The organism is Sinorhizobium sp. Y406, assembly GCF_058732025.1.
This window is the reverse complement of the sequence record NZ_CM178974.1, coordinates 1949468-1971844: the sequence shown is the minus strand read 5'-3', so window position 1 is coordinate 1971844 and position 22377 is coordinate 1949468. Positions and strand designations below refer to the sequence as shown.

At 63.7% G+C, this 22377-nt stretch carries 17 protein-coding genes and 2 pseudogenes; 10 read left to right on the top strand and 9 right to left on the bottom strand.

Features of this window, described 5'->3' with window-relative positions; all coding sequences use genetic code 11:
- Nucleotides 1-48: 48 nt before the first annotated feature.
- The 6 genes and pseudogenes from AC4P1R_RS09470 to AC4P1R_RS09445 all read right to left on the bottom strand — a co-directional run bounded on the left by AC4P1R_RS09470 (nucleotide 49) and on the right by AC4P1R_RS09445 (nucleotide 4729).
- Nucleotides 49-1098, bottom strand: coding sequence for an aldo/keto reductase (locus AC4P1R_RS09470; RefSeq protein WP_492176750.1), 1050 nt, complete (start codon nucleotides 1096-1098; stop codon nucleotides 49-51).
- A 90-nt stretch (nucleotides 1099-1188) separates the two neighbouring features.
- Complete coding sequence (locus AC4P1R_RS09465) at nucleotides 1189-1614, bottom strand: DUF1801 domain-containing protein (protein ID WP_492176749.1); 426 nt, start codon at nucleotides 1612-1614, stop codon at nucleotides 1189-1191.
- A gap of 33 nt (nucleotides 1615-1647) precedes the next feature.
- Nucleotides 1648-2126, bottom strand: a pseudogene (locus AC4P1R_RS09460) (DUF1801 domain-containing protein).
- 169 nt (nucleotides 2127-2295) lie between these two features.
- The gene (locus tag AC4P1R_RS09455; protein ID WP_492176748.1) at nucleotides 2296-2829 is read right to left on the bottom strand and encodes a BA14K family protein; all 534 of its coding nucleotides are present in this window, start codon (nucleotides 2827-2829) and stop codon (nucleotides 2296-2298) included.
- Between the two features lie 186 nt (nucleotides 2830-3015).
- Nucleotides 3016-3390, bottom strand: a complete 375-nt coding sequence (locus AC4P1R_RS09450; RefSeq protein WP_492176746.1) for a response regulator — start codon at nucleotides 3388-3390, stop codon at nucleotides 3016-3018.
- A gap of 7 nt (nucleotides 3391-3397) precedes the next feature.
- Nucleotides 3398-4729, bottom strand: a complete 1332-nt coding sequence (locus AC4P1R_RS09445; RefSeq protein ID WP_492176745.1) for a sensor histidine kinase — start codon at nucleotides 4727-4729, stop codon at nucleotides 3398-3400.
- 370 nt (nucleotides 4730-5099) lie between these two features.
- Here AC4P1R_RS09445 and AC4P1R_RS09440 point away from each other — a divergent pair.
- From AC4P1R_RS09440 to AC4P1R_RS09430, 3 genes and pseudogenes are all read left to right on the top strand, one after another.
- A pseudogene (locus AC4P1R_RS09440) lies at nucleotides 5100-5543 on the top strand (hypothetical protein); the annotation flags it as partial.
- A 154-nt stretch (nucleotides 5544-5697) separates the two neighbouring features.
- A complete protein-coding gene (locus AC4P1R_RS09435; protein ID WP_069457324.1) occupies nucleotides 5698-6705 on the top strand; it encodes a TAXI family TRAP transporter solute-binding subunit in 1008 nt (335 codons plus the stop codon).
- Nucleotides 6706-6933: 228 nt separating this feature from the next.
- Nucleotides 6934-9015, top strand: coding sequence for a TRAP transporter permease (locus AC4P1R_RS09430; RefSeq protein WP_492176743.1), 2082 nt, complete (start codon nucleotides 6934-6936; stop codon nucleotides 9013-9015).
- A gap of 139 nt (nucleotides 9016-9154) precedes the next feature.
- On the opposite strand, the gene AC4P1R_RS09425 is transcribed toward AC4P1R_RS09430, so the two are convergent.
- Nucleotides 9155-9754 carry a hypothetical protein gene (locus tag AC4P1R_RS09425; protein ID WP_492176741.1) on the bottom strand — a complete coding sequence of 200 codons (600 nt, stop codon included), beginning with the start codon at nucleotides 9752-9754 and terminating at the stop codon, nucleotides 9155-9157.
- 290 nt (nucleotides 9755-10044) lie between these two features.
- Between AC4P1R_RS09425 and AC4P1R_RS09420 the strand changes: the two genes are divergently transcribed.
- The 5 genes from AC4P1R_RS09420 (at nucleotide 10045) to AC4P1R_RS09400 (ending at nucleotide 17642) form a co-directional block, all read left to right on the top strand.
- On the top strand, nucleotides 10045-11973 hold the full coding sequence (locus AC4P1R_RS09420; RefSeq protein ID WP_492176740.1) for an alpha/beta hydrolase domain-containing protein: 1929 nt from the start codon (nucleotides 10045-10047) through the stop codon (nucleotides 11971-11973).
- A gap of 291 nt (nucleotides 11974-12264) precedes the next feature.
- Nucleotides 12265-13455, top strand: a complete 1191-nt coding sequence (locus AC4P1R_RS09415) for a BCCT family transporter (protein ID WP_492176738.1) — start codon at nucleotides 12265-12267, stop codon at nucleotides 13453-13455.
- A 161-nt stretch (nucleotides 13456-13616) separates the two neighbouring features.
- Nucleotides 13617-14597, top strand: coding sequence for an ABC transporter substrate-binding protein (locus AC4P1R_RS09410; protein WP_492176736.1), 981 nt, complete (start codon nucleotides 13617-13619; stop codon nucleotides 14595-14597).
- 7 nt (nucleotides 14598-14604) lie between these two features.
- Nucleotides 14605-16608: an ABC transporter permease gene (locus AC4P1R_RS09405; protein WP_492176735.1), complete on the top strand. Its 2004-nt coding sequence runs from the start codon at nucleotides 14605-14607 to the stop codon at nucleotides 16606-16608.
- Nucleotides 16596-17642, top strand: coding sequence for an ABC transporter ATP-binding protein (locus tag AC4P1R_RS09400; RefSeq protein ID WP_492176734.1), 1047 nt, complete (start codon nucleotides 16596-16598; stop codon nucleotides 17640-17642). Before AC4P1R_RS09405 ends, AC4P1R_RS09400 begins: the two co-directional genes overlap by 13 nt.
- A gap of 73 nt (nucleotides 17643-17715) precedes the next feature.
- Here AC4P1R_RS09400 and AC4P1R_RS09395 read toward each other — a convergent pair whose 3' ends face one another.
- Nucleotides 17716-18780 (bottom strand): GlxA family transcriptional regulator, encoded by a 1065-nt coding sequence (locus tag AC4P1R_RS09395; RefSeq protein WP_492176732.1) that lies wholly within the window; start codon nucleotides 18778-18780, stop codon nucleotides 17716-17718.
- A 192-nt stretch (nucleotides 18781-18972) separates the two neighbouring features.
- Between AC4P1R_RS09395 and AC4P1R_RS09390 the strand changes: the two genes are divergently transcribed.
- Both AC4P1R_RS09390 and AC4P1R_RS09385 read left to right on the top strand, forming a co-directional pair.
- Nucleotides 18973-20049: a class I SAM-dependent methyltransferase gene (locus AC4P1R_RS09390; protein WP_492176731.1), complete on the top strand. Its 1077-nt coding sequence runs from the start codon at nucleotides 18973-18975 to the stop codon at nucleotides 20047-20049.
- 180 nt (nucleotides 20050-20229) lie between these two features.
- Nucleotides 20230-21942: an HAD family hydrolase gene (locus AC4P1R_RS09385; RefSeq protein WP_492176730.1), complete on the top strand. Its 1713-nt coding sequence runs from the start codon at nucleotides 20230-20232 to the stop codon at nucleotides 21940-21942.
- A 16-nt stretch (nucleotides 21943-21958) separates the two neighbouring features.
- Here AC4P1R_RS09385 and AC4P1R_RS09380 read toward each other — a convergent pair whose 3' ends face one another.
- Complete coding sequence (locus AC4P1R_RS09380) at nucleotides 21959-22153, bottom strand: hypothetical protein (protein ID WP_069457331.1); 195 nt, start codon at nucleotides 22151-22153, stop codon at nucleotides 21959-21961.
- Between the last annotated feature and the right edge of the window lie 224 nt (nucleotides 22154-22377).

The following is a 22377-nucleotide window of genomic DNA, read 5'->3' as shown; positions in this document are numbered from 1 at the left end:
CCCCCCTCTGCCCTGCCCGGCAGGGCAGAGCGGGTACCCCACAACCCCTTACATATGCGCCCCAAGCAGCGACAGATCGGCCTCGCCGAGCCGATCCTTGGCGGTCCAGAGCTGGTGCCAGTAGGGGTAGAGGACCGGCGGCAGGCTGACGGCGTCCAGCAACTGGCGCTCCTCGTCGTTGAGCTTGAGGCTGGCAGCGGCAAGGTTGTCCCGGAATTGCGCTTCGGTGCGGCCGCCGATGACGACCGACGTCACCCCCTTGCGGCCAATCAGCCAGGCGAGCGCGATCTGTGCGGCGGAGACGTTGCGCTCGGCCGCGATCGTCACCAGCATGTCGACGATCCTCCACAGCCGTTCCTCGTCGCGGATCGGCGGCTCGTTCCAGCCGGCAAGCTGGCGGGTGCCCTCCGGCGTGGCGCCGCGCCGGTGCTTTCCGGAAAGCAGGCCACCGGCAAGCGGGCTCCACACCAGGATGCCGAGACCCTGGTCGATCGAGATCGGGATCAGCTCGTATTCCGCCTCGCGGGCTTCGAGCGTGTAATGGATCTGCTGGCTGACGAAACGCTGGCGGTGCTCGAGCGCGCTGATGCCGAGCGCCTTCATGATGTGCCAGCCGGAATAGTTGGAGCAGCCGATATAGCGGACCTTGCCCTGGCACACGAGCGTATCGAGCGCCTCCATCGTCTCCTCGAGCGGCGTGAGGCCGTCCCATTCATGCACCTGGTAGAGGTCGATCACGTCGGTCTTCAGCCTCTTTAGGCTCGCCTCGCAGGCCGCAATCAGGTGCTGGCGCGAAAGGCCGCCGTCGTTCGGACCGGGGCCCATGGAGAAGCGCGCCTTGGTGGCGATCAGCACGCCGTTCTTGCGCTTGCCGCCGAGCACGTCGCCGATGACCTCCTCGCAGGCGCCGGTCGAGTAGATGTCGGCGGTGTCGATCAGGTTGACGCCGGCATCGAGGCAGATGTCGACGTAGCGTCGAGCATCATCGAGCCCGACATTGCCGACCTGGGCGAACTTGCCGCCGCCGCCGATCGTCATCGTGCCCATGGTAATGGTGGAGACCTTGAGGCCGGAGCGGCCGAGCAGACGATACTCCATGGTCGTGCTCCTTTGCGGTGGGGCGAACAGGGTAGCCGGCGGGGATGCGAATGCAAGTGGCTACTGCATGCCCCCGCCACACGACGTTTCTCAAACGCTCTTCCGCTTCTTCTCTGCCCGCGTCGACATGTTCAGCGCCACGGCGGCGCGAATGAGCGCCTTCAGCGCCTCTTCGTCTATCTCCTCGCCCTCACGGATGTCGATGGCGCGCCTGGTGTTGCCGTCGAGGCTGGAGTTGAAAAGCCCTGCCGGATCTTTGAGCGCGGCGCCCCTGGCGAATGTCATCTTCACGACCTGCTTATAGGTCTCACCGGTGCAGATGATCCCGTCGTGTTCCCACACCGGAACGCCGCGCCACTTCCATTCCTCGACGACATCCGGGTCTGCTTCCTGAATGACACGCCGAATCCATGCGAGTGTCTCGCCCCGCCAATCACCGAGCGCACCGATCCTCGCATCGATCAATTGGGAGGCCGTGTCTCCCGTATCACCGCCGCTCGTGCCGTTCCTCGTCATGTCGTCTCCTCGTGTTCGTCGTCGCTCGCCCGCTCACATTCGTTCGCCGGGCAATCGGCTTGCTTGCCTCACCCAGTCGGTAAACTGGGCTTCGTCGATTTCGTCGTCCTCGTGGATATCGATATAGCGCACTTCCTTCCGCTTGGACTCGCCCGGAGGGAGTGGCCGCAGCGAGCTCCCTCGGAAGAAGGCGACTTTCACGTATCTGGTGAAGCAATGGAAGCTCAGAAACCAGCTCTCATCCTCCATGCCATAGAAGGGCGAGTTCCATTTGACCGCCTTCCGCACGTCGGGACGGTGCGCGTGACGAGCGCGTCGAGGCGCCGTCCGACCTCGCTCTTCCAGCCGGGCATGGCCGCGATATAGGCCCGCACCGGCGCGTCTCCATAGGCTTTTGCGATCTGAGGATTGCCGCCCGAAAGCAGCTTCGGCTGTGCGTCCGCCGCAGCGTCCCGCTGCTCCTCGGCCTTCCTTGCAGGCTTTCTTGTGTTGCTGGACATCTTGCCGGCCATCACGTCTACACACTCGACAGGCGGACAAGTAGGTGAGGGTGGTGCGGATTTCTACAGCATGGCGCCTTTAATCGATCTCGATTTAAGGTATTTTCGCGGCGCTCTCGAGTCCGGAACTACAGCGCCGCGCGTCCAATCACGCGCGGCGCTGTCCTATGCTGCGCCATTGTCAGTAAGGCGAGACGCACGCACGCCGGGGACCGTAATAGGGCTGGAACGTGTTGTCGTAAGCCCTGTAGGAACGGTAGCGTGCATAGCACCAGCGCACATGCGCATTGCCGCCACCATAGTAGGTTTGGCGGTAATAGCGCGGTGCGTAGTAGCGCGGTGCATAATACCGCGGCGCATAATAGCCTGTCCCGTAATAGCGCGGGCCGTAATAGGCCGAGCCGTAATAGCCGTCATAGCCGCCATAGTAGCCAGGACCATAATATCTCGGCTGCGCCAGCGCCCCGCCGATGATCGTGCCAACGGCGAGCCCGCCGAGTGCCCAGGCCCAGTCGTCGCCGCCATGGTGGCGGTGCCCGCGATAGTAGCCGCCACGGTAGCCTCCGCGATAGCCTCCGCGGTAGCGCCTGTATTGCACCGGTTCCGCCTGCGGTGTCTCGACCTTCAGTGGGACAGGGGTGGGAAACGCCATCGCCGGTGCACCGCTCGTCAGCGCCGTCGCCAGCGACAAGGCAATGATTGCCAGCCTCTTCATTGGCTTCACCTTTCCGCTCCAGCGCCGCACCAGGGATATGACGCAGGACGCCGTACTGCTTTGGACTTGCTCGATAATTTTGTGCCCAATCCGATCCCGGTTCAACGTATTTCCGGTAGCAGACAAGCGCGCCCTGCAGCGTAAAGCGCGAGGTGCAGATGCAGCATCCGATTGCCGCTGTTGCGCTCAGCGTCTGGCGCGGAAAACTTGAACGGCCAGCCGCTCCAGATCGGCCGGCGCAAACGGCTTGCTCAGGCGAGGGCGGTCGCGCATGTGGGGCGGCAAGATGGTGCCTTCGAAGCCGGTCGCCAAAATGAACGGTATCTTAAGTCCGATGAGTTGCTTCGCGACGTCGTACGACATCTCCTCACCGAGCTGCACGTCGAGAATTGCGCCGTCGGGCCGTTCATGCGCCAGTGCATCCAGCGCCTCGGTGCGCCCCCCGACCATCGTCACGGTCGCTCCCATTTGGGCAATCGCGTCTTCTAGCTCCATCGCGATGAGAAACTCGTCCTCGACGACAAGAATGTGAAGTCCAGCGAGCCTTCTGTCAGCTGACACGAGGGCCTCATGCGTCTAGCGCGAATTCCACCTTGCAGATAGCGCCGCGCGCGGAAAAGTCGAGGCGGCTCGTGCCGCCGAGCATATGGCCGACGCTTCGCCGGATGAGGCCGCTTCCAAAACCGCTCGAGGTCGGCTGCTTGTCGATGAGAACACCGTCCTCCCGCCATTCAAATGAGATATTGTCCCTGCCGTTTGCACGCGCGATGCTCCAGGTGATGTCAAGACGGCCCTCGGGTCCTGCAAACGCGCCGTGCTTCACCGCATTGGTGGCGAGTTCGTGCACCAGCATCGCAAAGGCCTGCGCCTCCCGCCGCGACAGCGTGACCTCCGGTCCGTCGATCGTCAGCCGGCCGTCTTCTTCCCAGCCATGCGCGGCCAGCTCCCAGCTGACCAGTTCGTGAAGGTCGACGCAGCCGGAACTCTCGCGCAGCAACAGATCCTGGGTACGGGCGAGCGACTTGAGCCGATCGAGAAAGGCCGCTTCGAACTCCGCCAGCGAGTTGCTGCGGCGCAGCGTCGCCGTGGCGATCGAGTGCACGTTGGCAAGAATGTTCTTCACCCGGTGCTGGAGCTCGCCCACCAAAACCTTCTGTTGCGACTCGTGACGCCGTTTCTCGGTCTCGTCCCGGATCGCCAGGAGAATTCGCGGCAGGTGGACGAGCGCACGTCCGTTGAGGAGCATTGTGCGACGTCCGATCGCGGGAAACTCGTGACTGACCTCGAAGTCGTCGAACCGGCTGTCGTGCGGCAGCACATGCTCCAACGCCCTACGCAAAGCGGGAATGTCCCACTGGCCGTTGCCGATATCGTAGATCATCCTGCCTTCGGTTTCCTCCGGCGAAACCTGGAACAGGTCGTAGAAGGTCTTGTTGGCGCTCTCGACGACAAGGTCGGGCGTAAGCACGAGCAGCCCCTCGCGGATGCTGTCGATCAGCTTTTCGGAGAACTCATTGCTGGCAATGAGCTCGTTCTCCATGCGCTCGCGGTCGGTCACATCGGAGATTGCCAGAAAGATGCGCTTTCGATCGGGGGACTCCTGCAGCCGCCGCGCGTTGAGCAGCATGACGCGCTTGCCGATCGTCTCGAACTCCTGTTCGACGCGATAGTCTTCCACAATATCGTTTTCGTCGAGCATCTCTTCGAGCAGTTGCCGCAGGGCGGGGATATTCCATTGGCCGTTGCCGAGCTCGCGCAACTGGAGCCCCACCGTTTCCGCCTCGGACGCGTGAAAGCACCTGTAAAAAGAACGATTGGCATGAAGTACCGTCAGGTCGGGCTCCAGCACGAGAACGGGTTCTCTCATGGTATCGACGATGGAAGTGGCAATCTCAGTCACTGTCGGACCTCCACGCCTATAAAGGAAGTTCAGCCGAGTTTTGTTCACCGCTGGCGGCGCATCGACGCGCGGTCGTCGTCACATCTTCCGAGGATCGGTGTCGGTTTCGGCCGTTGCTGGCGCTCGTTTGAGGACGCCGCGTTCCGGTACTGTATCTTTGCTCCTGGTCTTGAACAAGCGGAGTTGAGCCAATGACGGATACTCAAAAAGCGGCATTCTCCATTATGGCCTCTTGCGGGAAAGCCCTGTCGGTCATGGGTCTTCTCCGTTCGTTGCAGTTTGGCGATGTCACGCGGCCCGCAGACCGGCGATCAGTTCGTCAGCACTGCCATAGACTGCGCTTGAAACGATGGACGCGGGCGTCCCGCCCTGGCTTCAGACTTCTCCCATTCTTGGGATCGTCGTGTCACTGGCTGGGATCATCGCGGCACGCACCTATTTCGGAAAGGAGGTTTTCGAGGCATGGGCATGGCGCGTGCCGTTCCTCGTGTCGTTCCTGCTGGTCGCCATCGCAATTTACATCCGGCTCCAGCTTTAGGAGACCCCGATTCTACTGGCAGAGTTCTTTCCGGGCAGGATTCGCTACACGTCGGTATCGGTCCCCTATCACATCGGCAACGGTTGGGGCGGCGGGCCGGTGCCATTCGTCACCTCGGCTGCCTTCGCGGCAACCGGCAGCATTGGCTACGCGCTGATCTATTTGATTGCAGTTCCGGCCGTTTGCTTCGTGCTCGCTCTGTTGCTGATGCCGGAGACAATCGCGGCGAGCAGTTGTCCAAGCGATGCGCGCTGTGGCAGAAAGGCGGAGCAATAGATTGCATCCGGCGGCGGCAAAGTGGTTTTGCGATCCGCAAGCTAGTCTAACCGCCCGGTACGTCACCCGCACCGGAACGGAGCGGTCAACGAGTTTCCCTCCGCCTGCCTGTCTTTGTGTCAGGTGGAGATGAAACATCACAGAGGAGAAAACTATGTCCAATCGATTCAAATTGCTGACTTGCCTCGCCGTTGCCATAGGTTTGACGGCGGGGGCGGCAACCGCGCAGGAGATGAAGTTTTTCCGCATCGGCACCGGCGGGACCGCCGGCACCTATTATCCGATCGGCGGGCTGATCGCGAATGCCATCTCCAACCCGCCCGGCTCGCGCGCCTGCGAGGACGGCGGGTCCTGCGGTGTGCCCGGTCTGGTTGCGACCGCCGTGGCCTCAAACGGATCGGTTGGCAATATCAATGCCGTCATGGGCGGATCGCTGGAAAGCGGATTCTCGCAGTCCGATGTGGCCACATGGGCGCAGACCGGCACCGGCATGTGGGAAGGGCAGGCGCCTGCCGAGAAGCTGCGGGTGATCGCCAATCTCTATCCGGAAAGCCTGCATCTGGTGGCCAGCGCCGAATCCGGTATCGAAAGCGTGGCCGACCTGAAGGGCAAGCGCGTCTCGCTCGACGAGCCGGGCTCGGGCACGCTGGTCGATGCGCGCATCGTGCTGGAAGGCTTCGGCTTGAGTGAAGCCGACATCACGCCGGAATACCTCAAGCCGGACCAGGCTGCCGACCGGATGCGTGACGGCGCAATGGATGCGTTCTTCTTCGTCGGCGGCTATCCGGCCGGGGCGATTGCCGAACTGGCGAGCCAGCACAAGGTGAAGATCATCCCGATTACCGGCGAGGGGGCGGACAAGATCCGGGCGCAGTTCGGTTTCTTTGCCGCAGACACCGTCCCGGCGGGTACCTATGAGGGACAGGCAGCCGATGTGCCGACGCTCTCGGTCGGCGCGCAATGGGTGACCAGCGCGGACCAGCCGGAAGAGCTGATCTACAACATCACCAAAGCACTTTGGAACGACAACACCCGCAAGATGTTCGATGCGGGACATGCAAAGGGCAAGCTGATTCGCACCGAGAATGCGACGGCCGGCGTGGGCATTCCGTTCCACCCGGGCGCGGAGAGGTTCTACAAGGAAATCGGCGCGCTGAAATAAACGCCATTTGAATCTGCGCATCGAGCCTTCCGAAAATCGCGTACGATTTACGGGCCGATGCGCTAGCGGGAGCGTGGCGGCAGTGGCGGCCTCGCTCCCCTTATACCAAGTCTCGATGATAGGAGCCGATAGGATGGCCTATGGCTGATTGTGGGCCAGACAGCCCGATCGAGCCGGTCCTATCGGTTCCTATCATCGAGACTTGGTATTAACCGCCAAGGGGATAAGATGAGCGCGCGAGATCACCACGAAGGCGAGGCGGGGGCGTCCCCCTTGACCGCTGAAGAACTGCAGGCACTCGAGGAGAAATTCGATCCGGAATTGCGGTTCCGCAATCTCGGGCAGGCCCTGACGATCCTGTCTGGGATAGTTCTGTTTCTGCTGTCCTGCTATCACTTCTACACGGCGGGTTTCGGAATTCCGCGATCCGCAACCCATCGCGGCCTGCATATGGCGGTAACGCTGTCGCTCGTCTTCGTCTGTTTTTCCGCTTCTGGGCGGCGTGACATGAAACCGGGGCGGCTCGCGCCGCTCGGCTTGCCGTTGGCCGACTGGCTCCTGGCCATCGCTGCGGCGGTCACCTCGCTTTACATACCGTGGATCTACGACCAGCTTGCCTTCCGCGTCGGCAACCCCTTGCCGCTCGACCTGGCGATGGGCAGCGTGCTCATCTTCGTCCTCCTGGAGGCGGTGCGCCGCGCGATGGGGTGGCCGTTGCCGGTCATCGCAATCCTGTTCATGTGCTATGCCTATTTCGGCCAATCGATGCCCGGCATTCTCGTGCATCCCGGAGCGAGTTGGTCAAATATCGTCAATCACCTCTACCTGACCTCTCAGGGCATCTACGGCACCGCACTTGGGGTAATCGCCACCTATGTCTTCCATTTCGTCTTGTTCGGCGTGATGGCGACGCGGATCGGGCTTGGGCAATTGTTCATCGACGTCGCAACGGCGCTGACCGGCCGCTTCGCGGGTGGCCCGGCCAAGGTATCTGTGGTGTCCTCGGCGATGCTCGGTTCGATCTCCGGTTCGTCGATCGCAAACACCGTGACAACCGGCGCGCTGACCATCCCGGCAATGATCCGCATTGGCTATCCGCGACATTTCGCGGCGGCGGTCGAGGCGGCCTCTTCGACCGGCGGCCAGATCACGCCGCCGGTCATGGGGGCGGTGGCCTTCCTGATGATCGAATACCTCGGCCTGCCGCTGACGACGATTCTTCTGGCCGCGATCGTGCCGGCCTTCATGCATTTCTTCGGTGTGCTGCTGCAGGTGCACCTGGAAGCGAAACGGCTCGGCCTGCGGGGCCTGACCAGGGAGGAACTGCCGAATGCGCTCAAGGTGATCCGCGAAGGCTGGCTGACGGTCCTGCCGCTGATTCTTCTCGTCCTGATGCTGATGAGTGGGCGCACGCCGTTCCTGTCGGCCTTTTGGGCCATCGTTGCCTGTATCGCCGTGCTCGTCATTCAGTCGGTGCAAACGCTTGGCGTCGCAGAAGGGATGCGCAAGGCGGCTATTGGCGTCTGGGAGGGATTTGTCCTTGGGGCGCGGCAGTCACTGTCCGTCACCGCGGCGGCGGCGCTTGTCGGTATCATCATCGGGGTCGTCACCCTGACCGGTGTCGGCTTCAAGATCGCCTTCATGGTCACCAGCCTCGCCAGCGGCTGGGCGGCTGCCGCGCATGCGGCGTTGTCCATCCTGCCGTTCGACCTGATGGGCGTGCAGACGATCACGCTCCTGTTCACGCTGATGCTTACGGCGGTGGTCTGCGTGCTGATGGGCTGCGGCATTCCGACGACGGCCAACTACATCATCATGGTGGCGGTGGCCGCGCCGATTCTCGGCCTGATGGGCGTGGAGCCACTCGTCGCGCATTTCTTCGTGTTCTATTACGGCGTGCTCGCGGATGTGACGCCGCCGGTGGCGCTGGCCGCCTATGCTGCCTCCGGGATAGCGGGAGCGAACGCCTTCCGGGCCGGGAACACTGCCTTCCGACTGAGCATGGGTAAGGCGCTGGTGCCCTTCGTTTTCGTATTCTCGCCCGCGCTGCTGATCGTCACGCCGCAGTTCACGGTCACGGACTTCGCGCTGGCGGCCGGTGGCGCAATGTTGGGGATATTCGCTCTGTCGGCGGCAATCACCAACTGGCTTCGCGGACCGCTCTACCTGATAGAGCGGCCGCTGCTCGTGGTCGCGGCGCTGTTGCTCATCGCGCCCGATCTGGCTGCCACGATTGTGGGGATCGCGCTGCTGGGAGCCGTGATCACGCGGCAGGTGCTGATGCCCCACGCTTCCGAGCAATCGGTTTAATGAGAGAGTTTGGCCCCTGCCACCGACAATTCTGCCCAGGCCTCGGGTAAGGTGGTAAGCGCGTGGCGCGCAGCCCCCGAGGGATGAGCGCGGTCACAGTCTGGAAGCGGCCGCGCTGCACACTCTCTTGAGCGGTCTGTTACTGGTCCCGCCCGAGTTCGGAGATCAGCCTTCGTCGCTCGCGTCTCCTCCTGATCTGCTGCGTCTCGACCGTGTCTCCTCGCAGGCGTATCCGACCTTGAGTCTTCGTCAGGATGAAGCGCCGGCGGGCGCCGACGGGCAGGTCCTCGGAGCCGTAGACGCCGAGGATTTCGATGACCATCGCCCGAACCACCTCCGGGTCGTCATCGGCGGCCTCGAGCGCATGGCAGATCAGGCTGCGGAAGGAGCCGATGTCGCGGATATCGCCGGGTTGAAGCGGCCCCTGGCGCGTCCGCTCGATCGGGCTGCCTTCGCCGTCCTGAATGTCGGTTGCCGGCCTGACCACTGTTCCATCGGTGGTTTCGAGCGTGATGATCACGCTCTGCACGTAAACCGGCCCCGAGCTCATATTGCTCAGGAAGCAGCGGGCCTCCAGGCCGTCGCCTACACCGCGCGCGATCAGAAGCGTCGCGCGCAGTTGCCTTCTGTAGCTGCTGATGAATACCTGCAGATAGATGACCCAGACCAGCAGCATGCCGACGCCGGTCAGCGCCGAGATCAACTGGCCATGGCTGGATATCCATCGCAGGAGATCCATCGCACCTGAACCTTTCCGGACAAATCGCTCTTGGATGCCTCGACGCTCCAACGGAACAGGCTGCCAACGGTTCCGGAACTTGAACCGAGTGGGCTTTCGGAAGATACCGGCTCCACCCTTCCGATTATGCAGACCGGTGCTTATTGCATACAAGAATATTGACTTTGTGCGCAAGAGAAGCGATCCATAATACGACTCAACGCAGGGCTGAAGCAGGGAGGGACCCGACGCGGGCCATGGGCAGGTCCCGAAAATCTCCGCACATCGTTGTCAGCAGAGGAGAGGAGACCATGTTGAAATACCTGATCTTAATTTCGGCCACGCTGGCGGGCGCCCTGTTGTCGAGCAGTGGCTTGGCGCGGGTCACCGGCTTCGAGGTCAAGGCCACAGGCCCGGCCTTCGAAGGCAAGACCTTCGGCAGCGTCGGGGCGTATAAGCGTATCGATGCGATCGCGAGTTTCGCGGTTGACCCGAAATCGCCGCGTGTCGCCGGCATCGTCGACATCGACAAGGCACCGGTGAATGGATCGGGCGAGGTCGTGTTCAGGGCCGAGGTCTCGATGCTGGTGCCCGCAGATCCGGCGCGGCGTTCGCCGCTTCTTCTCTACGAGGTTCCGAACCGCGGCAGGAATCTCAGTTTCATGCTGCTCAATCGCAGCGGTACGACCGACGTCCCGGCGACGGCTGCCGATGCGGGCGATGGCTTTCTCTTGGATCGCGGCGACACGATCGTCTGGAGCGGATGGCAGACCCACCTGCCAGACAATCTGCTGAACATGGAGCTGCCCACTCTCGACGGGATCACGGGCGAATCGCGGGAGCAGTTCATCTTCGACGAGCCCGGTGCCGTCAGCAGTGCCGTCCTGACCTATGCCGCCGCCGATCTCGATCCGTCAAAGGCAAGGCTCACGGTGCGCGCGAGGGAGTCCGACCAGCCGGAGCAGAAGGCCGGCCTGAGTTTCAGATATCTCGGCCCGACGGAGATCGAGATCACCCGACCCGCCGACATGGACGCCGGCGCGATCTACGAATTCATCTATCCGGCCAAGGATGCGGTTCCGGCCGGGCTTGCCTTCGTCGCGACGAGCGACCTGGTTTCCTTCCTCCGCGGCAACCATGGCCATGAGGTGCAAAGCCCGCTGGACGGCGTCGAGCACACGATCGCCCTCGGTGTCTCGCAATCGGGACGCTTCCTGCGCGACCTGGTCTATCACGGCTTCAACGCCGACGAGGCGGGCAAGAGGGTTTTCGACGGAGCCATCCCGCACATCGCCGGATCGCGAAAGACCTTTACCAATTTCCGCTTCGCGCAGCCGGGCCGGTATTCGCGCCAGCACGAGGATCATGACTATCCGGGCGATCAATTCCCCTTCACCTATGCGGAGACCACCGATCCGCTCACCGGCGAAAGCGGCAGCATTCTTTCCGCCTGCCGCGCCACCGCCACCTGCCCGAAGATCATGCACACTGATACGTCTACTGAGTTCTGGCAGGCTCGTGCCTCGCTGGTCACCACCTCGCCCGTCGGCGAACCCCTGGATATGCCCGACGATGTGCGGCTCTACTTCATTGCCGGAGCGCCGCATTTCAACGGCTGGTCAGCCCAGTCCAAAGAGGAGGCTGCGTGCGCCTTTCCGACCAATCCGCTGAGTGCGGCACCCGTGATGCGGGCCCTTTATGTCGCCCTGGCGAATTGGGTATCGGAGGACAAGGCACCGCCCGCCAGCCGCTATCCCAGCCTGACCGACGCGACGCTGGTGCGCCTTGAAGATCTGAAGCTGCCCCGGATCGGCGGGGAGGTGGCGCGGCCTGTTTTCAATGAGCTCAGGGTGATGAACCATTCTTCACAGCCGCCGGTGCGGGGAAAGTCCTATCCGGTGTCCGTGCCTGCGCTCGATGATGACGGCAATCCGTTGGGAGGCATCCGGATGGCCAGTGTCGAGGCGCCGCTCGGGACCTATGCGGGTTGGAACCTTCGCAGGGAGGGCTTTGCGGAGGGCGAGCTCTGCAGCCTCTCCGGCACTTTCATCCCCTTCCCGAAGGAGCCGAGCGAGGCCGATGACCGAAAGTCCCTCGGCGAGCGCTATCCCGACGAGGAAGCCTATCTGATGGCGGTCAAGACCGCCGCGGAGGCCCTGGTCGCTGATGGCTTCATGTTGCCGGAGGATGTCGGCTACGTCCTCGACAGGGCTCGCGAAGACGCCGCGCTGCTGCGGTAATAGTCATGGCCCGGACGCAGCTTGGAGCGCACATTGCCCGGTCGCTGGGGGTGCTTTGGCTACGAGGCTATGGTGAAGGCTGTGCGGAAAGCCGGGCAACTCGGGCAGGATGGCCGCCTCGGAAGAGGCGGCCATCCGCAGGGGATCATCCGAACATGCGAGGCGCTTTCGTCGCATTTGGTTGTCGCCGCGTCGTTCTCCGACGTAGATCTCTGCCGTTCCTGTGGCGTCCTACGGGCGGCGTTTCCCCTCTCGATCAATCTGGCGGAACTGCCGCAAGGGAGGTCATCAGTGAGTTACATCATCAGCACCGCCTATCTGGCGGTATTAATCAGCGCTGTCTTCGTCATCCTGCGCTGGAGCAATGTCCGCTGTTGCGGGCAAACCCCGGTCGGCACCTTCACCTTCGTGGCGCTGCTGTTCACGGCCGGCCTGGACATGGGTCTCGTCATGCTGCCGCTTACCGAATTCCCGGTTTACGCGGCGGACGAGGCCTACCGGTTCACCAATCCGCTCGCCATCGAGTTCGGCATGTGGGGACCGCTGGTCTGGATGATGTACTTTCTCTCGGCCTTCTACTTCGTCGTGCTCGAACCGCGGCTGCAGATTTTCGAGATTGCGATCGTCAAATGGGTCTACAACCTCACGGTGATCGCGACCTGCGCCTTCACCTGCTATCTCTTTCTCACCGCCTTGCCGAGCTATATCGGCGATGTTTCGGCGACCGCGCTCTGGGCGATCGTCCTTTGCGTCATCGCGGTGTCGGTCTATTCCAGCGGTAGCGTCAATTTCATGAAATGGCTGGCCGTCAGTTCGACATGGATGTTCGTGACCCTGGCTGTCGTCGCCGTACCGGCGGCGGCCTATTACTCCGGCGGCGCTGGAGCGGGCAGTGTCGCGTCGAATCTCGGCCTGCTGTCGGACTATTTTGCAAATCTGCACCGTTTCGTCAGCCCGATCACCGCCTATCACGAATTCTATCTTTTCTGGTGGTTCTCGTGGAGCATCATGATCGGCCAGTTCGTGTCCATGTTCGTCGGAGGGCTCAGGACATGGCGGCTGGCCGGCGCGATGATCCTTCTGCCTTCCATCCCCTTGGCCGTCTGGTTCGCGGTGCTTTACATCTACTTCGAGCGGCAGATCACAATTCCCGGCTGGTTGAACTGGTTCATGGTGACGGTCGGGATCGTTTTCGTCGTGAATTCGCTCGACTCGTTGATCCGTCTCTACGGCCTCAATCTTGGCTGGACGAAGACACGGCTCGGCCCGGCATATTATCCTTTGCACTTCTTTCTTCAGCTGGGCCTGGTGATGGCCTACCAGTTCACGCCGTTCAAGATCGAGTGGGTCGGCGTGGTCGTGATCGGCATCTACGCGGCAGTCTACGCCTTGATGCTGCGCCGCCGGACGCTCGTCCGGGCCGCAGTCACGGAGGCGCGGGGCACTGCCGGAAACGCCTTGCCGGCGGCGTCGCCGTCCTGAGGCACGCAACGGCGTCGTAACACTTTGAACTGCTGCATGTCTTTGCCTTAGACCAATCAAAGGAGACATGCAGTAGCGCCGCATTCGCCCCCCCTGTCACACCCCTGTAAAACACCGCCACTATCCCTCGGCTCCATATTCCACAAGCCGAGGGCTACGCCATGAAAACGATCATCTCCGCCGTTGCCGCAGCAGCCATTGCCGGTCTTCTCTCCACCGCGGCGCAGGCCGAAAGCCTGATCCTCTACACCAGCCAGCCGAATGAGGATGCGCAGGCGACGGTGGATGCGTTCGAGGCGGCAAATCCCGGTGTCGAGGTCGAGTGGGTGCGTGAGGGCACGACGAAGATCATGGCCAAGCTGATGGCCGAGATCGAGGCGGGCAATCCGGCGGCGGATGTGCTCTTGATCGCCGACACGGTGACGATGCAGCGGCTGAAGGAAGCGGGGCACCTGATGCCTTACAAGTCTCCGGAAGCGGCGGCTTACGATGCCGCGCTCTTCGACGCGGACGGCGCCTACTACTCGACGAAGATGATCACCACCGGGATCATCTACAACACGGCTGCCGCGATGAAGCCCACGGGCTGGCAGGACCTGGCGAAGCCGGAGGCAAAGGGCCTCGTCACCATGCCGAGCCCGCTCACCTCCGGCGCGGCCCTGATCCATGCGCAGACGTTGACCGCGATCGACGGCCTCGGCTGGGACTACTACAAGGCGCTTGCCGGAAACGGCGCGACGGCCGCCGGCGGCAATGGCGGGGTGTTGAAGGCAGTCGCAACCGGCGAGAAGGCCTATGGCATGGTGGTCGATTTCATGGCCATCCGCGAAAAGGCCAAGGGCGCACCGGTGGAGTTCGTCTTCCCGGCGGAAGGCGTTTCCGTCGTCACCGAGCCGGTGGCGATCCTCAAGACCGCGAAGAATGCAGACGCCGCGAAAAAGTTCGTCGACTTCCTTCTCTCCGTGGAGGGCCAGAAGCTGGCATCGAAGATGGGCTATATCCCGGCCCGCGACGGCGTGGCGCTGCCGCAAGGCTTTCCGGCCCGCGAGACGATCAAGGTTCTGCCGGTTGATGCGGCCGCGGCGGTGAAGAATGCCGAAGCGGACCTTAAAACCTTCTCCGGCGTCTTCGGCACCAACTGATCGGCTGATGCTGAGCAAGTTGCGCAAAAATGTGTCACGGTTCCCGGTTCAGAACCGGCGGCAGACGGAATCCGGCCAGGCACCCGCGGGGAAATCCGCGGGTGCCTGCTCCGGAACGGACGAGATCGCCCGCGGTGGCCGTTTCGGCCGGCTGCGGCTTGCCTTTGGCGGCGAAACGCTGGAAGGCGCCGGACGGCGAGGGGAGGCGTCGCCGGCCGTGCCGGGCAGGATCGCGAAGGAACTGAACCACCCGTTGTCGCCTGACGCTACGGAAGACGGGTTACGCAAGCCGAGGCGGCTGGCGCCGCAGGAGCACGGCAGCAGCCCGCAGGCGACCGCCGGCGGCGAGCCCGGCTGGCTGTTGCCCCTGGTCTTCTGCCTCGTGTTCCTGCTTTCGGCGCTGCCGCTGATCCGTCTCGGCTGGGCCGGCCTTGGCGGTTTGACGGATGGCGAGGGCGCAAAGCTGCTTCTTGAGCCCGCCACTATCGCCGCGCTCCGCAACACCCTGCTGACCGCCACAGGCGGCATGGCCGTTTCGCTGGTGCTCGGCACGCTCTTCGGCTTCGCCCTGGCGCTCACCGACATTCGCGGCAAGCTCTTCTTGAGCTTCGCCTTCATGCTGCCGATGATGATCCCGCCGCAGGTGACGGCGCTTGCCTGGGTGGAGATGTCGGGCCCGTCGAGTCCGCTTCTGAAGACGCTGGGGCTGGCGCCGCCGCTCGGTAGACCGCAGCCGCTCTACTCGCTTTCCGGCATCGCGCTTCTCCTCGGCGTGCAGCATGCGCCGCTCGTCTTCCTGGCGGTGAAGGCCGGGCTCGCCGCGACCCCCCGCGACGGCGTCGAGGCGGCGCGGCTTGCCGGCGCTTCGCCCTGGCGGGTCTGCCGCGACATCCTGCTGCCGCTCGGGAGCCCGGGCCTCGTCGCCGGGGCGGCGATCGCCTTCGTTTCCGGCATCGGCAATTTCGGCATTCCGGCGATCCTCGGCATTCCCGCCTCGATCGAAACGCTGCCGACCCTGATCTATAGCCGGCTTGCGAGCTTCGGCACCTCCACCTTCGGCGAGATCGCCATACTGTCGACGCTGATCGCCATCATCTCCGCCGCCGGGCTCCTCCTGCAGCAGCGGATGCTTCAGGGCCGGGACTATCGCCTGATCGGCCTTTCCGGTGGCAGTGCCGCCTTTTCGCTCGGCCGCTTCAGGCTCCTCGTCGAAGGCCTGCTCTGGGGCGTGCTGGCGCTCGTCCTCGCGGCGCCGCTGCTGGCGCTCGTCGCAAGCTCGCTGGTGCCGGCCTATGGCGTGCCTCTGACGCTCGAGACGGTCTCCTTCCGCGCCTATGGCGAAATCCTCTGTCGCCAATCCCTGACGCTCACGGCGTTCCGGAATTCACTCTTTCTCGCCTCCGCCGCCGCGGTCGGTCTGCTTGTCATCACCGTGCCTGCCGGCTATCTGCTGGCGCGACGGAAGGGTGCGCTTGCCAATTTTTTGGCGATCCTTATCGAGGTTCCCTATGCGCTGCCGGGCATCGTCCTTGCCGTCGCCTTCGTCCTTCTCTTCGCGGCGCCGCTGCCGCTCGTCGGGCTGTCGCTCTACGGCACGGTCTGGATCATTCTCGCCGCCTATTTCTCTTCCTTTCTTGCTGTCAGCCTGAAGCCGGTGATGAGCGCCATGCTGCAGATGGACCCGTCGCTCGAAGAGGCGGCGCGGCTCGCGGGGGCCGGTCTCCTGCGTCGCATGCGCGACGTGCTGCTGCCCGTGATCGCGCCCGCGGCCGGCGCCTCCGTCATCCTCGTCTTCCTGATCGCGGCGAACGAGCTGACGGTGTCGGCGCTGCTCTGGTCGGCCGGCACGCAGACGCTCGGGGTGGCGATCTTCAATCTCGACGACAGCGGTTCCTCCGATCTTGCCTCGGCGCTCTCGGTCCTCGTCGTCCTCATGGTGACGGCTCTGATGGCGGCGCTGGAAATCTCCGCGAGATACATGCCGGAGGGCGTGCTGCCGTGGCGCAATTGATCCTCGATCACGTGATGAAGACCTTCGGAGGCGAGCGCCCAGCGGTCTCGGATGTCTCGCTTGCCGTCCGCCGCCAGGGATTTCTGGCGCTTCTCGGTCCCTCCGGCTGCGGCAAGACGACGCTTCTCAGGATGATCGCCGGCTTCGAGCAGCCGACGGGCGGTTCGATCGACTTCGGCGGGCGGCGGCTATCGGACGCCGCCCGGTCGCTGCCGCCGGAAAGGCGGAATATGGCGATGGTGTTCCAGTCCTATGCGCTCTGGCCGCATATGACGGTGGCGGAGAATGTCGGCTACCCCCTGAAAGTGCGCGGCGTTTCCGGCGAGGCCTATCGCCGGCGGGTCGCCGAGGCGCTGGCGCTCGTCAAGCTCGAAGACTTTGCCGAGCGGCGGCCGGCGGCGCTCTCCGGCGGCCAGCGGCAGCGGGTGGCGCTCGCCCGCTGCCTCGTCACCGAACCGGATGTCGTCCTGCTCGACGAGCCGCTCGCCAATCTCGACCAGCATCTGCGCAAGGCGATGGAGGAAACCTTCCGCGCCCTTCACGAGCGCTCCGGCGCGACCATGATCTATGTGACGCACGACCAGGCGGAGGCGATGGCGCTTGCGACCGACGTCGCGGTGATGTCGGAAGGCCGGCTCCTGCAGGTGGCGCCGCCGGCGGAAATCTATGCGCACCCCGAGGGCCGGGTCGTCGGCGGACTGATCGGCCGCGGCAATATCTTGCGGCTGAGACTGCCCGAAGGGGCGGGGCGGCAGATCGACTGGCCACGCCTCAGGTTAGCGCTTGGGCCCGGAGATTCTGGGTCCGGAGATTCGGGCAGGGGGCCGGTTGCGGATGTGCTCATCCGGCCGGAGCATGTCCACCGCGGCACCGACGGGATCCCCATGCGGGTGGTTTCCTGCGTTTTCGAAGGGGAGCGTTTCGCGCTCGACCTCGCGCTTTCCGATGGCCAGCGCCTCAAGGCTTACAGCAGCGTGGCGATCGACGGGGGCGCCTTGGTGCCGTTCGTCATCGGCCATGGCTGGCGCCTTTAGCGGCGACTGCCTAGGCGACTCGATGAATGTGGCTCAAGTCGGGTCGATACCTGCTGCCGACAGGGACCGCCACTTATGGAGAGGCTCCTCCGCCTCGGGAGAGTGGAAGGGCATAGTCGGGGATCTTGAAACGCCTCCGATAGACCCCCGGCGGCAGGCCGGTGATGCGTTTGAAGAGGCGCCGGAAGAAGGCGGGTTCTTCGTAGCCGACGCGCCAGCTGATTTCGTCCACCGAGGCTTCAGTCCGCTCCAGGCGGCGCTTGGCGTCTTCTATTCGGAGGCGCTGAACATAGGCGATTGGGCTAAGGCCCGTAGCGCTGGTGAACCGTCGTTTGAAGGTACGCTCGGTGAGCCCGGTGCGCCGGATCATTTCTTCCACGGGCCTGGCCACAGAGAAGTGCGTGGCAACCCAGTCCTGGGCCGATTGAATCGCGTGATCTCCGTGGTCCTTGCGCCCCTCGAATACGATATAGGGCGCGAGCCCGTCCTGGTGCCATTGCAGCGCGAAGGATCGCGCGACCGTCTGTGCGGATGTTGCTCCGGCGTGGCGCGCGATCAGATACAGCACCAGATCGTGCCACGTCATCGACGCTCCGGAAGTGATCAGCTCGTCGCTCTTTCCGGAGACGACAAGCACGCGCTCGGGGTGGATCGGCACCTGCGGAAAGGTAGAGGCGAAGGCTGCCGCATAGCCGAAATGCACCGTCGCTTGCTCGCCATCGAAGAGGCCGGTTTCGGCAAGCAGGAAAATGCCTGAACAAGCCGAGCACAGGAGCGCTCCGCGTCTGTGCATTGCGCGGCACCAGCCGACCAGTTCCGGATGCATGCCCTTCTGCCAGCCTTCCGGGCCAAGCAGGATCGATGGGACGATGACGATGTCGGTTGCCTTGAGCTCGTCGAAGGCGCGCTGGACCATGACCGGGACGCGGCTGGCGAGTTCGAGTAACCCCGGTCTGAGCCCGACGATCTCGACGCGAAACGGCGGTGCCGGTGCCGGTGCATTGTCGGAGGACGGCATCATGGCGAAGGCGTTCATCACGTCGAAGATGCCGGAGAGAGTCGAGACGACGGCCTCCGGAATGGCGATGAGGCTCACGTGGAGCGGCTCGGATCTGGTCGCAACTGTATCACGCAGCATGTCGACTCCCTCTATGCGGGTTCAACAATAGCGCCGGCGAGATTGTCGCGCCACGTTCCCTGGCCTGCTGATGCCCATGTGGCACGAACGGCCCGATTCTGGAGAGGATGGCTCTGCCTCTCGTGGCCTGTCTCTGCGATTGATGAGGCAGCCCGGGACTTCCCCGGGGGCGCTTCAAGAGGAGACACGAACATGAAACACACCCACCGCGGCGCAATCGATTCTGCGAAACTCGACGCGCTTGTCGCACGAGCGGTCGGCGATCTTTCGGCCGGCTATGGCGGCGTCATGATCAGCCTCGGCAACCGGCTCGGCCTGTACAAGGCCATGGCTGGGGCCGGCCCGCTCAGCGCGCGTGAACTGGCCAAGCGTAGCGGCTGCGCCGAACGATATGTTTGCGAATGGCTCAATTCGCAAGTCGCAGGCGGCTACGTCGCCTACCACAGTGTCAGCAACACCTACGAGCTCACTCCGGAACAGGCTCTCGTGCTTGCCGATCCGGACAGCCCCACCTTCATTCCCAATGCTTGGGCTGTCCCCGCATCCATGTGGGCGGACGAGAACAAGGCCGTCGAGGCGTTCCGCACCGGTAGAGGTATTCCATGGGGCGACCACGACGGGCGGCTCTCCTGCGGGGTCGCATCCTTCTATCGCAATGCCTACAAGGCGAGCCTGGTCTCCGAATGGTTGCCAGCTCTCGACGGCGTCGTCGACAAGCTCGAGGCGGGTGGTCTTGTTGCCGACATCGGATGCGGACACGGCCATTCGACGGTGCTGATGGCGAAGGCCTTTCCCGCATCGAGGTTCTGCGGCTTCGACACGCATCAGGAGTCGCTGTTCGAGGCGCGGAAAGCCGCAGCCAAAGCGGGCATTGCCGATCAGACAACCTTCCGCGAGGCGCGCGCCGATGGCTATCCGGGCAAGGACTACGACCTGATCTGCTTCTTCGACGCGCTGCACGACATGGGCGATCCGGTAGCGGCAGCGAGCCATGCCGCCAAGGCACTGGCGCCGGACGGCGTCGTCATGCTGGTGGAGCCCTTCGCGAATGACCGCGTCGAGGACAACATCTCGCCGGTGGGAAGATTGTACTACGCGGCCTCGACCACCATCTGCTGTGCCCATGCGATCTCCGACGGCGGCCGCCTGGTGCTCGGCGCGCAGGCCGGCGAGGGGCGGCTGGCCGATGTCTTCCGCAAGGCGGGCTTCACCCGCTTCCGCCGCGCCTTCGAGACGCCATTCAACCTGGTCCTCGAAGCGAAGCTCTGACTTGGCCTGCCCGAGCGGGCGGAGCGGCAAGGTGACTGGCCGCTCCTGCTTGGGGCGCTTGGCCCGAAGATCCATGCCCAAGCCGACGGACCCGGCGGAACTCCGAGCCAGCGCCGCGGGAACCAGCCCCGAGCTTTCACGTTCCATCCTGCAGAACGAGCTCAAGGAAAGGCAGCCCGCATGTATTACATGGCTCTTGCGACGGATTATGACGGGACCCTGGCCGATCACGGCACGGTCAGGACCGAAAGCCTCGAAGCGCTGAAAAGACTGCGGGAGACGGGCCGCAAGCTGCTGCTCGTTACCGGACGCGAATTGCCGGATCTGAAAAGGGTGTTTCCGCAAACCGATCTCTTCGACAAGATCGTCGCCGAGAACGGCGCGCTCCTCTATACGCCGGAGACCGAAGAGGAGCGGCCGCTGGCGCCGGCGCCGCCGGCGGAGTTCGTCGATCTTCTCAGAGAGAAGGGCGTCGACAGTATCTCGGTCGGGCGCACGATCGTCGCTACCTGGGAGCCGCATCAGACAGCCGTGCTCGAGGCGATCCACGAGCTCGGCCTCGAGCTGGAAATCATCTTCAACAAGGGCGCCGTCATGGTGCTGCCGAGCGGGGTGAACAAGGCGAGCGGGCTCAAGGCGGCGCTCAAGGAGATGCAACTCTCTTTCCTGAATGTCGTCGCCGTCGGCGATGCGGAAAACGACCACGCCCTGTTGCGGATGTGCGGCTGCGGCGCCGCCGTGGCGAATGCGTTGCCTGCGGTGAAGGATACCGCCGATTTCGCGCTTGAGGGCGCACGCGGCGAAGGCGTCGAGGAATTGATCGGCGAGATTATCGCGCAGGATTTCGCGTTCTGCACCAATGCGCGCCATCAGGTGCAGATCGGCGAAGACGACGCCGGGCCCGTTGTGATAACGCCGCCCGACGTGCTGCTCATCACCGGCAGCTCCGGGATCGGCAAATCGACACTGGCGACGGCGCTTTCGGAGCGGCTGCGCGAACAGAGCTTTCAATTCTGCGTCTTCGATCCGGAGGGCGATTACGAAGATCTCGAGGGTGCCGTGACCGTCGGCAGCGGCTCTGTCACGCCGACGAATCGCCAGGTGCTGGAGCTCCTTGCCAATCCCGAGGACAACGTCGTCGTCAGCGCGCTCGGCTTCGAGCTTCAGGAACGGCCGGCGTTTTTCGCGGAGTTGATGCCGGACATTTCGGCGATGCGCGCGCGCACGGGCAGGCCGCACTGGCTGATCATCGATGAGGCCCACCACCTCATGCCGGCGGCGCGCGACAGCGCTTCGCTGGCGCTGTCCGACGACCGCTCGGGAACCATCATGATCACCGTTCACCCGGATTCGGTCTCGCCCAAGGCGCTTTCGGCGGTGACCGCGGTCGCGGCGCTCGGGCCCAAGGGGCGGGAGGCGATCGAGAGCTTCTGCGAAGCCACCGGAGACGATCTGCCGGAGGGGCTCGACCGGCGCCACTCGGACGAGGAAGTCCTCTTCTGGCGGCGCTCGGCCGGCGCGCCGGTGCAGCGCATCCGCGTCGAAAAGCCGAAGCAGGTGCGCAAGCGGCACACGCGGAAATATGCCGAGGGACATCTCGGAGAGGATGCGAGCTTCTATTTCCGCGGCCCGGAGAACAGGCTGAACCTGCGAGCTCACAATCTGATGATGTTCCTGCAGATTGCCGAGGGGGTCGACGACGAGACCTGGGACCATCACCTGCGGGCGGGCGACTATTCGAAATGGTTCGGCGAGCGCATTGGCGATCCGGAACTCGCCGACGAAGCCGCGGCCCTCGAGGAGGATCGTTCGCTGGCCCCGCCCGAAAGCCGCAAGCGGCTGGCGGAAGCGGTGCGCCGCCGCTACACCGCGCCCGCCTCGGAGAAAGACTGAGGGCGGTGTTTCCGCCCTATTTCTTGGGCTTTTGTTTCGCTGCGGCGCTCCTGCCGTCGGAGCTCCTGGAGCGTTCATCGAACCGGTCTGCACCTTTGGCGAGGTCCGATCCCTTCCTCGCCTCGGTCTCCTTCTCTTCTTGCGCGGCGCTGTCGCGCAGGCCGCGGGCAGCTTGCTTGCCCTTTTCCGTCGGTGCATTTCTCACGCCCATGGCAGCCACTCCCTTAGGTGAATGTGCAGCATGAACGCCGGCAATCGGACCTTGTTCCTCTCCGCAGGCGCTCCGGCGTCATATAATGGCTCGCCAAGCTGCTCTTGCACGTAGCTGTGGACGCGCCTTGTTTTCGCCGCTCTTGCCTTCTCCGTGGCTTTTTTGAATTCCTACAATGACAATGCGTGATTCGCGCCCGCGCCGCTTTCGATCGCAGGTTCCGG

What these genes read in the sequence shown, in the direction of transcription:
- AC4P1R_RS09390 (WP_492176731.1), top strand. Translation starts at nt 18,973, where the DNA reads ATGAAACACACCCACCGCGGCGCAATCGATTCTGCGAAACTCGACGCG.
- AC4P1R_RS09430 (WP_492176743.1), top strand. Translation starts at nt 6,934, where the DNA reads ATGAGCGCGCGAGATCACCACGAAGGCGAGGCGGGGGCGTCCCCCTTG.
- AC4P1R_RS09455 (WP_492176748.1), bottom strand. Translation starts at nt 2,829, where the DNA reads ATGAAGAGGCTGGCAATCATTGCCTTGTCGCTGGCGACGGCGCTGACG.
- AC4P1R_RS09435 (WP_069457324.1), top strand. Translation starts at nt 5,698, where the DNA reads ATGTCCAATCGATTCAAATTGCTGACTTGCCTCGCCGTTGCCATAGGT.
- AC4P1R_RS09380 (WP_069457331.1), bottom strand. Translation starts at nt 22,153, where the DNA reads ATGGGCGTGAGAAATGCACCGACGGAAAAGGGCAAGCAAGCTGCCCGC.
- AC4P1R_RS09385 (WP_492176730.1), top strand. Translation starts at nt 20,230, where the DNA reads ATGTATTACATGGCTCTTGCGACGGATTATGACGGGACCCTGGCCGAT.
- AC4P1R_RS09410 (WP_492176736.1), top strand. Translation starts at nt 13,617, where the DNA reads ATGAAAACGATCATCTCCGCCGTTGCCGCAGCAGCCATTGCCGGTCTT.
- AC4P1R_RS09425 (WP_492176741.1), bottom strand. Translation starts at nt 9,754, where the DNA reads ATGGATCTCCTGCGATGGATATCCAGCCATGGCCAGTTGATCTCGGCG.
- AC4P1R_RS09395 (WP_492176732.1), bottom strand. Translation starts at nt 18,780, where the DNA reads ATGCTGCGTGATACAGTTGCGACCAGATCCGAGCCGCTCCACGTGAGC.
- AC4P1R_RS09465 (WP_492176749.1), bottom strand. Translation starts at nt 1,614, where the DNA reads ATGACGAGGAACGGCACGAGCGGCGGTGATACGGGAGACACGGCCTCC.
- AC4P1R_RS09470 (WP_492176750.1), bottom strand. Translation starts at nt 1,098, where the DNA reads ATGGAGTATCGTCTGCTCGGCCGCTCCGGCCTCAAGGTCTCCACCATT.
- AC4P1R_RS09420 (WP_492176740.1), top strand. Translation starts at nt 10,045, where the DNA reads ATGTTGAAATACCTGATCTTAATTTCGGCCACGCTGGCGGGCGCCCTG.
- AC4P1R_RS09405 (WP_492176735.1), top strand. Translation starts at nt 14,605, where the DNA reads ATGCTGAGCAAGTTGCGCAAAAATGTGTCACGGTTCCCGGTTCAGAAC.